The 15,692-nt window shown below is 34.8% G+C and carries 15 protein-coding genes and 4 pseudogenes; 2 read left to right on the forward strand and 17 right to left on the reverse strand.

The genetic code is table 11. The features are described 5' to 3' along the window. Nucleotides 1–78 precede the first annotated feature (78 nt). Nucleotides 79–1,491: a YfcC family protein gene (locus E4O04_RS10320; protein ID WP_253707774.1), complete on the reverse strand. Its 1,413-nt coding sequence runs from the start codon at nt 1,489–1,491 to the stop codon at nt 79–81. A gap of 108 nt (nt 1,492–1,599) precedes the next feature. Here E4O04_RS10320 and E4O04_RS10325 point away from each other — a divergent pair, with 108 nt between their 5' ends. After that, on the forward strand, nt 1,600–2,280 hold the full coding sequence (locus tag E4O04_RS10325; RefSeq protein ID WP_253707776.1) for a TetR/AcrR family transcriptional regulator: 681 nt from the start codon (nt 1,600–1,602) through the stop codon (nt 2,278–2,280). A 27-nt stretch (nt 2,281–2,307) separates the two neighbouring features. Further along, complete coding sequence (gene pepD / locus E4O04_RS10330) at nt 2,308–3,741, forward strand: beta-Ala-His dipeptidase (protein WP_253707778.1); 1,434 nt, start codon at nt 2,308–2,310, stop codon at nt 3,739–3,741. Nucleotides 3,742–3,871: 130 nt separating this feature from the next. On the opposite strand, the gene E4O04_RS10335 is transcribed toward pepD, so the two are convergent. From E4O04_RS10335 to E4O04_RS10410, 16 genes and pseudogenes are all read right to left on the reverse strand, one after another. Beyond that, nucleotides 3,872–4,297 carry a hypothetical protein gene (locus E4O04_RS10335; protein WP_253678698.1) on the reverse strand — a complete coding sequence of 142 codons (426 nt, stop codon included), beginning with the start codon at nt 4,295–4,297 and terminating at the stop codon, nt 3,872–3,874. A gap of 12 nt (nt 4,298–4,309) precedes the next feature. Further along, a complete protein-coding gene (locus E4O04_RS10340; RefSeq protein WP_253707780.1) occupies nt 4,310–4,795 on the reverse strand; it encodes a hypothetical protein in 486 nt (161 codons plus the stop codon). A gap of 1 nt (nt 4,796) precedes the next feature. Continuing rightward, the gene (locus tag E4O04_RS10345; protein WP_253707782.1) at nt 4,797–5,276 is read right to left on the reverse strand and encodes a hypothetical protein; all 480 of its coding nucleotides are present in this window, start codon (nt 5,274–5,276) and stop codon (nt 4,797–4,799) included. A 587-nt stretch (nt 5,277–5,863) separates the two neighbouring features. Next, nucleotides 5,864–6,244, reverse strand: a pseudogene (locus E4O04_RS14185) (RHS repeat-associated core domain-containing protein); the annotation flags it as partial. A gap of 49 nt (nt 6,245–6,293) precedes the next feature. Continuing rightward, nucleotides 6,294–6,599, reverse strand: coding sequence for a hypothetical protein (locus tag E4O04_RS10355; RefSeq protein WP_253692052.1), 306 nt, complete (start codon nt 6,597–6,599; stop codon nt 6,294–6,296). Nucleotides 6,600–6,609: 10 nt separating this feature from the next. Further along, entirely contained in the window at nt 6,610–7,623 is a 1,014-nt protein-coding gene (locus E4O04_RS10360; RefSeq protein WP_253707786.1) for an RHS repeat domain-containing protein, read from the reverse strand. Nucleotides 7,624–8,049: 426 nt separating this feature from the next. Next, nucleotides 8,050–8,397, reverse strand: a complete 348-nt coding sequence (locus E4O04_RS10365) for an NTF2 fold immunity protein (RefSeq protein WP_253707788.1) — start codon at nt 8,395–8,397, stop codon at nt 8,050–8,052. Nucleotides 8,398–8,415: 18 nt separating this feature from the next. After that, nucleotides 8,416–9,096, reverse strand: a pseudogene (locus E4O04_RS10370) (DUF4329 domain-containing protein); the annotation flags it as partial. Between the two features lie 76 nt (nt 9,097–9,172). Continuing rightward, a complete protein-coding gene (locus E4O04_RS10375) occupies nt 9,173–9,514 on the reverse strand; it encodes a hypothetical protein (protein WP_253707792.1) in 342 nt (113 codons plus the stop codon). Next, complete coding sequence (locus tag E4O04_RS14190) at nt 9,504–10,076, reverse strand: DUF4347 domain-containing protein (RefSeq protein WP_371922295.1); 573 nt, start codon at nt 10,074–10,076, stop codon at nt 9,504–9,506. Before E4O04_RS14190 ends, E4O04_RS10375 begins: the two co-directional genes overlap by 11 nt. 15 nt (nt 10,077–10,091) lie before the next feature. Next, nucleotides 10,092–10,505: pseudogene (locus tag E4O04_RS14195) on the reverse strand (RHS repeat-associated core domain-containing protein); the annotation flags it as partial. 551 nt (nt 10,506–11,056) lie between these two features. Beyond that, on the reverse strand, nt 11,057–11,314 hold the full coding sequence (locus E4O04_RS10390; protein ID WP_253687458.1) for a hypothetical protein: 258 nt from the start codon (nt 11,312–11,314) through the stop codon (nt 11,057–11,059). 581 nt (nt 11,315–11,895) lie between these two features. After that, nucleotides 11,896–12,147: pseudogene (locus tag E4O04_RS14200) on the reverse strand (RHS repeat-associated core domain-containing protein); the annotation flags it as partial. A gap of 500 nt (nt 12,148–12,647) precedes the next feature. Next, nucleotides 12,648–13,106, reverse strand: a complete 459-nt coding sequence (locus E4O04_RS10400; protein ID WP_253707796.1) for a hypothetical protein — start codon at nt 13,104–13,106, stop codon at nt 12,648–12,650. Nucleotides 13,107–13,393: 287 nt separating this feature from the next. After that, nucleotides 13,394–15,190, reverse strand: coding sequence for an RHS repeat domain-containing protein (locus tag E4O04_RS10405; protein ID WP_253707799.1), 1,797 nt, complete (start codon nt 15,188–15,190; stop codon nt 13,394–13,396). Nucleotides 15,191–15,328: 138 nt separating this feature from the next. Continuing rightward, on the reverse strand, nt 15,329–15,664 hold the full coding sequence (locus E4O04_RS10410) for a DUF3969 family protein (protein ID WP_253707801.1): 336 nt from the start codon (nt 15,662–15,664) through the stop codon (nt 15,329–15,331). Nucleotides 15,665–15,692: the final 28 nt, after the last annotated feature.

Genomic DNA, 15,692 nt, shown 5'->3' on the forward strand with positions numbered 1-15,692 from the left:
GATGCCGTTGATGTTTGAACAAATATGCCGCTTAACGGTTACAACCAATTTATACGGCATACAATAATTAGCAATTTTTTATACGGGACCGTACCCGATAATTGTAGCTATTATTAGAATTACGGAACAAGCGATATACCAAAGCCCCATAAGCTTCCAAAACCATTTAAACCATTTGCCGTACGATATACCTCCTATAGCTATAGCCGCCATAAGATCGCCTGCTGTAGGTGTGAACAAATTCGTAATACCGTCGCCGAACTGAAATGCCAATACGGCAGTCTGCCGCGTCAGACCTATGACATCCGCCAAGGGAGTCATTATAGGCATACTGATAACCGCCTGACCTGTTCCTGAAGGAATAAAAATATTTATAAAAGACTGTAATACAAACATTCCGACGGCACTGATTTGCAACGGCAGCCCCTGAACCATATTTGAAAAGCCGTAAACTATAACATCTAAAATTTTGCCGTCCATCATTATAACGGTTATAGCTCTTGCAAAGCCTACACAAATGGCAGCATAAACAAGATTTTCCGCACCTTTTACGAAATGCCGCACTGTTTCATTTAAACTGAGTCCGCCGGCCAAACCGCATAAAATTCCCGTTCCCACAAAAACGGCAGCAATTTCGGTCAAATAGAAATGATGAACCACAACCCCATAAACAAGAACAACTATCCCTAGAACAAAGATTGCCAAAGCCAATTTTTGCTTTACGGTAAAGGAAATATCCTTAGACAATAAATCATTTTCCCTATAAGGACTTTTCAAATCTTGCTCATACATAGGACTTAATTTAGGATTTTTTTGAATTTTTCCTGCATAAATGTATATGTATACTATCGTTATCGCCATAAGAACAATAAAAGAAACTATCCTAAGTTCGATACCGCTCAATATAGGAACATCCGCTATTTTTTGTGCAGTGATAATGGTAAAAGGATTTAAAATAGCTCCTATGTAACCGACACCTACACCGCACATACCCAGTGCAACACCTGTAATTGAATCAAATCCTAGGGCAAGGCAAAGCGTTATATGCAAAGGTAAAAAAGCCAAACACTCTTCAAAATTTCCTATTATAGCTCCGCCCAATCCCCAAAATATAAGAATAACCGGAATAATAAGTCTTTCCCTGCCTTTAAGTTTTACCATAGCCATCTTCAACACAGAATCAAGAGCTCCTGTTCCTTTTAAAATGCCGAAAATACCTCCAATTATCAACAAAAAGTTAATTATTTCGGCTGACTCATTTAGCCCTCTGGGGACTGCCTGTAAAATACCCCAAAATGAAACAGGATTCCTTTCAATAGGATGATAGCTGTAAGGGTCAACTACATTTACCCCCTTAGCCGAATCCAACACACGGGTATATTCTCCTGTAGGAAGAACATACGTAAAAATCGATGCAAGGATGAGCAAAACCAGAATGAGAACAATCGCATCGGGTGCTTTTAGCTTAAACCGTTTAACTTTTAAATCCATAAACGAACTCCTTAACTTGATTTATAATCGCGATTATGTTATAATTATAACCGCGGTTATAAAATTTGTCAAGCAAATTATTTTAAATTTTAAAAGGAAATGTTAGATATGAAAGAAAGGAAAAAACAACTTATGACTGAATACATCGCTGTAACAAAAACCTTAATAAACGAATTAGGAATAGAAAAAGTCAGCATAAGAAAAATTGCAGAAAAAATAGGTTATAATACGGCAACCCTTTATAATTACTTTGAAAATCTGGATATCCTCCTTTTATATGCTTCTCTAGGCTATTTAAAAGATTATATAGCAGAACTTAAAGTAAAAACCAAACCTATAAGCGATCCCGTCTTAAAATATATTAGAGTATACGAAGTTTTTAACGGTTTTTCATTTAAAAATCCGGATATCTATTTTAATATGTTCTATGGAATCTATTCGGAAAAACTCCCCAAAATAATAGCCGATTATTACGAAATTTTTCCCGAAGAATTGGGTGAAAAATATCATGACGATATAGACAATATGCTTAAAGAAGGCAATATAATCCGGCGTGATATTGAAATAACAAAAGCCATAGTGAATCAAGGTATACTGTCTCAAAAAAATACGGACTTTCTCATACATACTGTTACAAAGGTACATGCATACTATCTGTACAAAGTAATTATAGATAGAAATATAGATATACAAAAACATTCAAAAGAATTTATGAATTTTCTGGTAGAAACATTAGAACTTATGGGTGTATCTGTTCCCGACAAAAAGGAAATACAAGATACACAATAAAACACTAAAGGCTATAGGAGGTAAAACATGCAAGATGTGTTAAAAGAATTCGAAGCAATATGCAAAATTCCAAGACCGAGTTTTCATGAAGAAAGGATAAGGGATTATTTGTATGATTGGGCAAAACAAAGAAATATCTATGTTGAAAAAGATAACTTTAAAAACGTTTTTATGAAAAAACCGGCAACAAAGGGATATGAAAATTGCAAACCAATAGCACTCCAAGCTCATACCGATATGGTATGCGAAAAAGCCGAAGGAATAAATCACGATTTTTTTAAAGATCCGATTAAATACTACATAGACGGAGATATTGTTTCTACGAGGGAAACGACAACGCTGGGAGCCGATGACGGACTTGGAGTAAGTATCATACTTTCGGTGCTTGCCGATAACACCATTTCACATCCGGAAATTGAAGCAGTATTTACAAGTGCTGAAGAAGAGGATTTTTCCGGAGTAGGAAACTTCGATATGAGTAAATTAAAAAGCCGATTTTTGATAAATTTAGATCATTGCTGCGATAACGAAATAGTAATTTCAGCCGCCGGAGGAATTACATTTACAGCTAATAAAAAAATAGAAAAAATTAAAGTAGATGAAAATTATAAATGCTGTGATATAAAGCTATCAGGGTTGGAGGGAGGACATTCGGGAGAAGATATACACAGGGGAAAAGGAAACAGCAATATATTGCTATTCCGATTTTTAGATGAGCTTGAAAATATAGATTTTTATTTACAAGATATAAAAGGCGGAAATTTCAGACTTGCAATTCCAAGAACAAGCAATGTATCTTTGATGGTTGCAAAAAAAGACTTAAAAACCTTGGAAGATGAAGTTTGCAAATTTAACTCCATCCTGCAAAAAGAATTTCCCGCCATTAAAGACAGCATAAAGATTACTATGGTTGAAAACTCAAATAAAGACAGCTCATGTATAAAACGTGAAATTTTTTCCGATTTAAAAGATTACATTCTGACATCACCTTCGGAAATTCAAATAATGAGTAACGGTTTTGAAAATTTTGTTGATTGTTCTTGCAATTTAGGAGAAATATATATCAAAGATTCCCAGATTATAGTTATTACCGATGTCAGAGCAGGCTATGAATCTCAAAAACAATATATAATAAAAAAACTAAAAAAAATTGCAAACTCTTATAATATGCCTTATACCGTGTGGGGCTCTTATCCCGGTTGGGAATATAAGAGTAATTCAAAACTCGGTCAACTTATCAAAGAGGTGTATGAAGAAAGAGGCGGAAAGAATGTTCATTTTTTAGCTATACATGCAGGTCTTGAATGCAGCTTTTTTGACAGCAAAATTGATAATATGGATATAGTTTCGATAGGTTCCAACGCATGGCACTATCATAGCCCTAAAGAATGTTTTAGTTTAAGCTCTTTGGAGTATTTTTATAAGTGCTTTATTGAAATACTTAAAAAAGCAAAATTTTGATTCAAATAAACAAGTATTGAGTACAATATTTGCTTTGAATTTGTTTTTATCAATTTTTTCATACTTACCTCAAGTTGCATATAAAAATTAACGGATTTACTACAGCCGCCTTTCACGTATTCATCCGTTGCTATATCTTTTTCCTAAAAAAAACTAGAAGATCTGCGAGTAAATCCATTTTCGTTTTCATCGAAAATCCATCGAGACCGCCTTTCAATTTTATTTTATCTCCATTTTTTTTATAAATAATATATTTATTTTTTATTATATCTGCATCACAAAGACTTCGTGCAAAATCTACTTCATCTTTTCTAATAACAACTCTAATAAATACTTTTTTATATGTAAACACATCTTCTTGAAATTCTATCTTCGAAAATACATAATCTATCAAAGCCCATGCATTAATAGATATAATCGTCATCATAACTATCCATATGGATATGCTTATATCTTCTTGAGTCAAAATCGTAATAATTGCAGCATAAAGAAAAAAAATAAGTGTTAAAAAAAATAAACATCTAAGTATAAGTGATTTACGATATACAGTTTTCATAATTATTCTCCATTAGTATCTAAGGGTATAATCTCTTTTGAAACGGTGGGCATCTACTGCGTCGCTGCGCAAAATGAGCTCGACATATACTCTTTCCCCGCCACGGATGGCGGTGGTTTTAGCTTTGAGAGTTTTGCGTATGCAAAACTCTGAGATGAAAAAGGTACAAGGACGTACTTTTTTTATCGGCCTATTTTCAAAAGTCCTGTCAGTGAGGAGGTTTAGTAATAACTTTCTTTTGGCGGACTGTTCAATTTTGTTTATCATTATTATGAAGAAAACAAAATTGAACATCGCGCTTGCTTCGAAGCTGTGCCTATCGGCTTGCTGCACCAATACCGCTCCAATCTTTTTGCTGCATGGGCTTTTTTCAGGCGGTGTTTTTACGCTGTCGCTCCAAAAACCGCATTTGATTAAACACACCGCAAAAAGGATTTTTGCTTCAATCGCTGTCCGAAAGAGATAGTTGGAATGTTTATTGTTAGAATAAATACTCATATTATTTATTTTTGATTTTACCGAACATATCAAGGAAAATTACAACAATCATTAATTCAACAAGAATAAAACACAGCCAAGCAATTACAAGATATGCAATTAATACAGCCTTATATGAAAAAATTTGATCATCCTTGATAGTTTTTATTAAACACGAATCCAATTCCGGATGTATTAATATTCTGACTTGATCTCCAAGTTTTGGTAGTTTACCTCTTATTAAAGGTGGAGATAAAGGAGCCCGATATTTCTTTCCTGTTTCTGCTTTAAAACAATAAACAGAATAAGAAGATTGTGCTCCAAAATCCCTATCAATTAAAATTGCATTTATTTCCTGATTTGCTTTTAAAATTAATTTATTCTCAAGATTGAATTCATTTAATGATGTTAAGAAATAAATAATCAGCCATGGAAATAATACCAAACTCATAGGTAATCCCACAAAAAAAACAGGCCATTTTTTTTTAATATAGTTTACCATTGCATCTCCTTTGGTTCGTCACTATGTATTGGACGAGAAATTATATTTGTTCTCTTTTCTTGTTCAAAAACATCACTATCATTGGATTTACTTTCAAACTTATATGCTGTATAAGCAGAGGATGTGCTTTTCATACCGGTTGCTGCTGCAGATATAAAACCTTTTTTAGTATTAGATCTACAAACATCGAGTATACAATCTATCTTCATTGTATCCGGAACCAAATCTTTTCTTTTTAATGCAGCTGCAATATCGGTATCCAGCTTCATATTCATAAAACTTCCCGTAACTCCGACACCCGTTGAAGCCAAAGTTAAAAAACCGCCGGCTATATCACCATGATAAAAATCTTTTCCCGAATCATAAATTCCCTTACCTGCTTGAGCAATTGTTACAGTTAATTTAGCTCCGGACTTAATTTTTGATATCCCCGCAGGTAAATACGGAATAGAAAGGGCAGCTGCATCCAATCCTAAATCAATAGCAGCACTTTTAAACCCTTCATCATCACCTTGTATTTTTGCAACTCCCATACGGATAAGATCGATACCTACATTAACTGCGTCCCAAATTGTATCAATAGGAATCTCCCCTGATGGATCATTATATTTTACAGGGTTATTATTGCCATAACTAAAAACATGCAAGTTAATTATGTTATAAACTCCTCCATTCGGAAGTTTATCAGTATTTTCACCTGAGTTTGGTATATAATCATTTAGTGCCGGATCCCCGCTCAACCACCTACTATACTTCGGGTCAAGATACCTCGCTCCATAGTAATACAGCCCTGTCTCCTCTTTTGAAAATATGCGGGCATCTCCTGCGTCGCACGGCAAAAAAGTGTCCTCGACGTATACCCGATACGCCTGCGGTACTTTTTTGCCTAACTCCTTGTATCTGCTCCGCCTATTTTCAAAAGTCCTGTCTGTGGGGTTGTTTAGTAATAACTTTCTTTTGGCGGACTGAGAAATGAAGTTGATGGGTAATTTCCAATTGCAATTGAATTTCATAATTCTAAAACCAACCTTTTTTCTTTTTTCCTCTATCTTCTTCAATCAAAAGCCCAGAAATAAATCCTAAAATTATCATACAAACATATGTTATTAATTTGGTTCCTAAAGAAACAATTAAATAACATGCTATGAATCTCAAAATAAATTCAGAAATTTCTTTAATTTTATATATTCGCTCTCTGAAATCTGTATCAGGATCATATATATACAAGTATTTTTTATTAAACGGACGTATTAACCATCTACCTAAGAAAAAAAAAGTAAAAATCAATAAACTACAATTTATTAGAACTAACAATATTTCCATAAATACCTCATCAATAATTTAAATTTTCCGTACATGTAATAATTGGCTTACCATCACTATCTTCTCTTTCACGTTTATATACATTGGTAGTTCGATTCCCAGAATTTATCACACCAGAACTATCACTTACAACTTCTAACTCTGTATTTGTTTCTATTTTCATTCCTGATTCATATTTAAACACATATTTAGAACCTGTATATGAACTAATTCCTGCCAAAATACCATTTATAATTTTCGCTATATTATTGCCATCAATTTGTTTCATTGTAAAAGCAATTAATATGGATGAAATTAAAGTATAACCCATATCTATTCCTACATTCATGTCATTAGCCAATTTTGTACCGGCTTCAGTATCCTTAATCAAAAAAGAAGAATTGATGGAATACTGTTCAAAAATCTTTCCATTATCCATATAACTTGTATAATTTATAGTAGTAGTATACTTATATGCATCAGTTTCTGCATTAGTTACAGTTATTTGAATAAAGGGTTCATCAATAGTGCCTTTACCAGACTGCTTAGTTTCTCTACCATCCGGATCAGTATACTTAACAGGATTATTTCCAGCATAATGATACACATGCAAGTTTACAACATTAAACACGCCTCCCATGCCCGGCAGGTTTTCATTGTGCTTTTTAGCTTCGTCATTTACCGGAGCTTGCGGAATATACTCACCCAGTGCCGGATCCCCTGACAACCACCTACTATACTTAGGATCAAGATATCTAGCACCATAATAGTACAGTCCGGTTTCCTCATCAAGCTCCTTACCCGTAAATCTAAACGGTAACTTGTCCAACCCTGCTGCAACTTCTTCAATCCAAAGTTCGCCATACGGTGTGTACTCTATATGCTCATATTGTTTATCCCTCCAGTCAGTTACAAATTGTGCGCTTCCAAGGTGATCGCTGTGGTAGTAGTATCTCTTTGCCTTTTGTTCGTCGTTGTCGCCTTGGTTTTCCGTATGCGTCATCTCTTTTGAAAATATGCGGGCATCTCCTGCGTCGCTACGCAAAAATAAATGCTCGACGTATACCCGATACGCCTCCGCTTTATTTTTACTAGGCTCCTTGTATCTGCTCCACCTATTTTCAAAAGTCCTGTCTGTGGGGTTGTTTAGTAATAAGCTTTCGCGTAAGCAGCTTTGAGCGGCGGACTGCCGGTATTTGTGTACTATACAATACTATGCAGAGGTACACAAATACCGGCATCGCGCTTTTCAGGGCTCCGCTATCGCTTCGGTATCTTTCCGCAGAAATTACTGCGGAAAGATGTACAGCAAAAGCAATTTGTATAAATTGCTTTTGCTCCCTTACAATCGCTGTCCGAGGGTTGAGATGGTTAAAGTGTGAATAAATGTAAAGTTTTGGGGTCATAGTTTTTATCCTAGCTGTTTGTAAATTCACCTATTCATTCAATTTTTTCACTTTTATCTTAACACTTATTTAAAATGGATATATCCTAATACGGCTCCTGACAGTTTTGAAATTTTTATAACTGGAACTCCGCCATCATAACCAGTGGGCAAGCTACCAATTACATACCATATTTCATCTTTTAAAATTGCTTTCAAGGGGAATTTAGTTTTTACACGTTCACCATAGATATCAATTAGGTAAATCTCTGCCAGCTTGATAGCCATTTCTTTGGTTGCAACAAAACCATTTGCTCTTTCAGCAAGTATTTCAGTTTTAAGATATGCATCATATTCCATTTTACGCTCATCTTTTGCATACATAACACCTAAAACAAAAAAAATAAAAACAAATAAAGTTTTCTTTGTATTCATATATTTCCATCCTATATCTCATTTGTTATAAAGATCATCTTTTTGTATATTTACATTAATTTTATTTAGTCTATCCGGATCCTTTGGATCTGACGGCATATCCGTTCTAATTAAAATATCAGTATCTGAAGATGGGGTGTATTTTCTCAGAGAACCATTTGGCGTAGCTAGATAACTTGGAAGATTAAGCTTTTTAGCATTTGGTATATCACCTATCATTTCACCATTGTCACCCTCAATATTAGAAAATTGATTGTTCTTATAATCAGGATCATACGCAGCATGGGTATGAACTCTTCCGCTCTCTTCGTCGTTTGGATCTAAAGGTTCTGTATAGCTTATAACGCTTTCATTATCACCTATATTTGGAACGGAATAATAATATTTTCCATCCTTATTTTTATATAACGTTGTACCATATTCAACATTGTTTCTTATAGAATCATCATTGTATGTTTTTCCAAAATCTTCCGCTACTGCATCCATAGTGTCAAATAAATCTCCAGCTGCTCTTCCATCTGGATCTAGATACCTAATAGGGTTATTATTTGAGTAATGATACACATGTAAATTTATCGTATTGTATATACCGCCCATTCCGGGTAAGTTTTCATTGTGTTTCTTCGCTTCGTCATTTACAGGAGCTTTGGGGATATAATCGTTTAACGCCGGGTCTTCACTTAACCACCTACAATGCTTATGGTTACAGTATTTTGCTAAAGTTTCACACTTAGCCAGACGTATACTAATAAAATCTAGCATAATTAATCCTATCTTAAAATCCCTCACAATTGCCATTTATATCACTATACATAAACAAAGCGACTTCTCTCTTTTTCAATCTTCTTCCCCTAAAAATATAAGATGTATATTCATTGCTATATTTTTTCCCTTTTAAAAATCCATTTATTTTTTTACCTTTTTTATACAACTGTTTATACCAAAAATCAACATTTTCAATATTATGAGTATTAACACTCAATAGTTCTTTATCATTTCCTCCACATGCCATACTAAATAGAAAATCTATATAGGCATCAGTGCTTATTAATATTACTATACCGAACAAGCACGCACACAGAATACACCCAGCAAAAATCATATTTTTATTTCTCATATTTGTATGTCCTTATACTGCCCCAAGTTATAAACCATACAGGATCGCCTTTTTTATGAACAAAGCTAGGATCAGGTTTTGCATTAGGCATTGGGGCTGCTAAAGCTCCCCCAGTAAAACCTGTTACCGTTACCCCTTTAAAATATTGTGCAAAAGAGTCTGCAATAGTTCTTTTTCCAAAAAATTTCTGGAGAAAATTTAAACTACTTTCTGATGCAGTTTTACAACCAAAAAAATTAATCCTTGCACCATCATTAAAAGCATCCCGATTCATAGAATTTAAATCACCCTCATACAGCAATTCACGTTTTCCTTTTCCTTCACCAGAACCAATAACAAGATGCCTTTCCCCTCCATGCGAAAATACATCCAGTTGGTCAATATTACCAGATGCTAAAAGATCTTTTAACTCCTCAATACTATCAATACTTACAACATTAATAGTATCAGTTTTTGCATTAAATGAAGAGCTCTTTTCAATATCATTTTTTCGAGTATTAGCGGCATCAATAAATGTAGTTCCAACATTCTCATTACCTCCACCTTGGAAACAAGCAATTATTAAATAGTTATCCCACCCATCAGGATCAACATATCTAAGAGGATTATTCATTCCATAATGATAAACATTTAAATTAATTGTATTATAAATTCCACCCGAAGTTGATCTTTGTGGATTAGATATATACTCACCTAATGCAGGATCCCCACTCAACCACCTCGAATATTTCGGATCTAAGTACCGCGCTCCGTAATAGTACAGTCCTGTCTCCTCATCCAGCTCTTTCCCTGTAAACCTGAACGGCAGTTTATCCAATCCTGCAGCTACCTCTTCAATCCACAATTCTCCGTAGGGTGTGTATTCAATGTGTTCGTATTGCCTGCCTTTCCAATCTGTTACGAATTGTGCGCTTCCTAAATGATCGCTGTGGTAGTAGTAACGCTTTGCTTTTTGTTCGTCTTTATCGCCTTGGTTGTCGGTGTGCGTCATTTCTTTTGAAAATATGCGGGCAATTACTGCGTCGCACGGCAAAAAAGTGTCCTCAACGTATACCCGATACGCCTGCGGTACTTTTTTGCCTAACTCCTTGTACTTACCTCGCCTATTTTCAAAAGCCATTGTTTTTCCGCTTCCTACCGTAAGCGGAAAAACCTTCGATAAGTTGTTTTTATTTAATAATAACTTTCTTTTGGCGGACTGCTGACACTTGTGCACTATCATAATTATGTAAAAGTACACAAGTGTCAGCACCGCGCTTTTCAGGGCTCCGCTATCGCTTCGGTATCTTTCCGCAGAAATTACTGCGGAAAGATGTACAGCAAAAGCAATTTTTATAAATTGCTTTTGCTCCCTTTCAATCGCTGTCCGAAAGAGATAGTTGGGCTGTGAATAAAAGTAAAGTTTTGTTTTCATAATAATTTTCTCTTGTGCTAACCAGTTTATCAATTAATATTTTATCTCCACATTTTCTAATTTTTTATTCTTTATGCAAGGCATGATTTTAGTTATTTATACAACTATTTATGACAAGACCTTAGAACTCACTGCAAAGCACCTCCAATACCAAGAAACAGAAGAAAACCAATACAACATAATATGTAAATCACCAAAATTCTTATATCTTCAGGATAAGCTTTCATATAGTCCCATTCAACTGACATCCACCATTTTCCCATTGTTCCGTCCTCAATAAGCCTGTTATAAATATAAAATCGAATTACAACAGCTACTATGAAACATATACCACATAAGATAAATGAAATGGTTGATAAGAGTTGACGGATTAATTGTGTATTCATTTTAACCTCTTTAATAATTCTTCATTAGTGATATAATAAATATCTCCACTTTCATTTATTGTTTTTTTTGCAGCATCATACGTCCCTTTAAAAGGAATGAGACCTTTTAAAAAGTCCTTTACTCCAGCCCAAAAGGATGATTTTTTTTCACTAGATCCAAGTGAAATAGTAATACTTAAAGTAGTTGGTCGTAAATTTTTTAAAACTACCTCTCCTGCTTTTTTAGTCCCTTCTTTTATAACACCTTTAGCAATTCCTCCTACAGTAAGAGCATCTAGTCCAGCATTTACTAAAAATTTACCCATATTCCACCTATCCCTATTTTTTGCATGAGACCTACCTAAATCATAATATAAAGAACCTATAACTTCTCCGGTATCTTGATCTACCACATGGTATCTATCACCGTACCGATTATGGCTATATTCAACCTTTCCAATTAACTTCATACCATTATCATATCCAAACAGTGAAAATACCTGACCAATAAAAGTTTTATCTAATTCATTTAATTCAAATGCATACACTCCATCAATATCCCATTTCTTTCCCATATAATTATGATATGCTAAGTCAAAACCGCTAACTAGTATTATTTCTTCTCCATCCGGATCAGTATACTTCACCGGATTATTCCCTGCATAATGATACACATGAAGATTGACGGTATTAAACACCCCTCCCATTCCGGGCAAGTTCTCATTATGCTTCTTAGCTTCATCATTTATCGGTGCCTTGGGTATATAATCATTCAACGCCGGATCACCGCTTAACCACCTACTATACTTCGGATCAAGGTAACGCGCTCCATAGTAATACAGCCCTGTCTCCTCTTTTGAAAATATGCGGGCATCTCCTGCGTCGCACGGCAAAAAAGTGTCCTCGACGTATACCCGATACGCCTGCGGTACTTTTTTGCCTAACTCCTTGTATCTGCTCCGCCTATTTTCAAAAGTCCTGTCAGTGGGGTTATTTAACAAATCTAAAAGCTTACCCCCCGATGTTTTGCCGAATGGCAAAACTCGAAGCTCAAAGGTGCCTAAGCAGCTTTGAGCGGCGGACTGCTGACACTTGTGTACTATCATAATTATGTAAAAGTACACAAGTGCAGGCACCGCGCTTGCTTCGAAGCTGCGCCTATCGGCTTGCTGCACCAATGCCGCTCCAATCTTTTTGCTGTATTTATCTTCACAGGCAAAGCTCTTCCCTCCGGTCAGAGCTTGCTTTTTGATTACACAAACCGCAAAAAGGATTTTTGCTTCAATCGCTGTCCGAGAAAGGAGATGGTTTAATTGCCTACAATTAAAATAAAAATTCATAATATCTATTCATCTTAAATTTTACCGGACATATCTAAAATAAGTATTATAAGCATAAACATCGAAAAGACAAAAGAAAGTCCTAAAATACTAATACTGTAAAATAAATAATATTTATAGCCTGAAATCTGCTTATATTTTATATCATCTATTAAACATAACTTTATATCATCTGCTATCAATATTACTAACTTGTCTCCAACATCAGGATAGTTAAAAAATTTTGATAACCTAGCATAATATTTAATCCCCTGATCCGTTTTAAACCAATATATATAACCCGCCCTCATCATTATACGATGCTTTTCAATAACAACAGCTTCAACTCTCTTATTTTGTTTTAAAATCAATTTAATTTTCATATTAAATTTATACAAATCAGAAACCTTAGTATATAACAACCATGATGTTATTATTGCAGCTATAGCAAATATCAAAAAAAATGACCATTTATTTTTAATCTTATTTATCATTATAATCTCCATGATACTCAATTTATTTAAAAAAAATATATATAATCCAGATTAACTCAGCTATAAAACATAGACACCCGCTTATAAAATATGAAAATGCATATGCACTTTCATCTCCACGATAATATTTATCTTTCCAAGTAAAATAAAAACTTGGTATAATACAGCCTGTACCTAAAAATACAAATATCATAATATAAATTTTAAATGTTCTGCTATAGAATAATATTAAAAAAGATACAAAGATAATTATACCGCCTATATTAAAAAAAATATCCGCTATCTTTCTATTCATCAATTTTATTCTCCTGCATTAGATTAGAGATTTCGTCTATCACTTTATCTACAACTTGCGATGCCAACTCTGGAGCGATTGCCTCACCAAAATACCCTTCTACAAAATCTTTATATAATTGCTTTCTTAAGCCATCTATAGTCTTTAGTGCACCCTTTCGTCCTTTCATATAATACAAACCATTTTTACCTATTTTTATATTTATTGAGTTGCCTAATTTACTCAATAACTTATCAGTTCCGGAACCAACAAAACGTAAACTAATACTTCCAACAATACCAACACATCCTTTGATATAATTACCATTAAAAAGGTCATCAAAGCCCAGCAGTATATCAGCAGCAGTACCAATAGTTCCCGTAATTGCCGCCAATTCAGGCTGTCCAATAGCTAGGAAGAGCAATGTAGCAGTTCCAGAATTTTCACTTGCAAATTGCAGCGTTTCAATATATATGCTATATCCGCTCTTTACCATTTGATCAATTTTAGCTAAAACCTCATTTGCCATTTCAAATTGAGGATTTAATGGATAATCTAATCGATTCATTGAATAAATTGCTTTATTTAGATTATAATTAAACCATCCTTTAATAAAATTGATTATATCCCGTCCATCCGGATCCACATACTTAACCGGGTTATTTCCCGCATAGTGATACACATGTAAGTTTACCGTGTTGCATACCCCTCCCATTCCCGGCAAGTTTTCATTATGCTTTTTAGCCTCATCGTTGATTGGAGCTTTTGGTATGTAATCATTAAGTGCAGGGTCGCCTGACAGCCACCTACTGTATTTCGGGTCAAGGTACCTCGCTCCATAATAGTAAAGCCCCGTTTCTTCGTCAAGCTCTTTTCCTGTAAATCTAAAGGGAAGTTTATCTAATCCTGCAGCTACCTCTTCTATCCAGAGTTCGCCGTAGGGTGTGTACTCTATGTGTTCATATTGTTTACCTCGCCAATCTGTTACGAATTGTGCGCTTCCTAAATGATCGCTGTGGTAGTAGTAACGCTTTGCTTTTTGTTCATCGTTGTCTCCACTATTATCTGTGTGGGTCATAGCGGTTACAAGCCGTGAGTTACCTACAAATATGTGTTTGTGTACTCTTAAGCCTTGAGGGTTGTTTTGGTCTTGCGTCGGTATGTGTATCGTAAAGAAGTTATTAAAGTATAAGGTTTCGCTTCGCCCCTCGTCTGTGTATTTAAGTGCTCTCTGTCCGTCGTCTCCATAGCGGTAGTGTACGGTAAAGTTTCGGTCACTCGATTTAGTCAGTAAATTCCGTTCATTCCAGGTATAATTTCTTCTATAAGCAAAGAGGTCTTGCGGGTTTGTTTGATCGGTTTCTTTCGGGGCGTCAAGGCCGAAGCCGTAGTCTGTGCCGTATACGTCTTCCTCTTTTGAAAATATGCGGGCATCTCCTGCGTCGCTACGCAAAAATAAATGCTCGACGTATACCCGATACGCCTCCGCTTTATTTTTACTAGGCTCCTTGTATCTGCTCCACCTATTTTCAAAAGTCCTGTCTGTGGGGTTGTTTAGTAATAAGCTTTCGCGTAAGCAGCTTTGAGCGGCGGACTGCCGGTATTTGTGTACTATCAATACTATGCAAAGGTACACAAATACCGGCATCGCGCTTTTCAGGGCTCCGCTATCGCTTCGGTGTCTTTCCGCAGAAATTACTGCGGAAAGATGTACAGCAAAAGCAATTTGTATAAATTGCTTTTGCTCCCTTACAATCGCTGTCCGAGTGAGATAGTTGGGTTGTAAATAAATGCTAAGTTTTACTTTCATAGTTTTTTCTTTTATGTGAACTGTTTATCAATTAGTTCTTAATTTTACCTCTAAGCTTTTTTTCTCATATAATATCATATTTCAATCGGTTACACAATTTATTTTACAGAATCATTTTTTACATCCCTTTTCTTATTATTAAAATCCATCTTGAATACCCATAGTTAGCCAACGCACATTAGAATACTCATTATATTCGGATAACAGCAATAAGGCTTGTTCTTTTAATTCATGTAATTGAGATTCCAATTCATTAGGAAGTAGCGATTCAAAATCTTCTATGTAATGACACTCTATTAACAAATCATTTATTTTCTTATTAAATTTATATTTTTTATGCATACCCACTGGGAGGATGGAATTAACTTCATTTATGGTTATCTTTTTGTTAATGACAGCTTCAAGTGTTCCTAGTATAATAACTAAAAACATTTTCTCATCATACTTTTCATTAGTTATTTCTGTTATTTTCATTTTTATAAGTCTCCTTAAGCATAAATTA

The sequence above is a fragment of the Treponema sp. OMZ 799 genome (genome assembly GCF_024181365.1).
Taxonomy (GTDB): Bacteria; Spirochaetota; Spirochaetia; order Treponematales; family Treponemataceae; genus Treponema_B.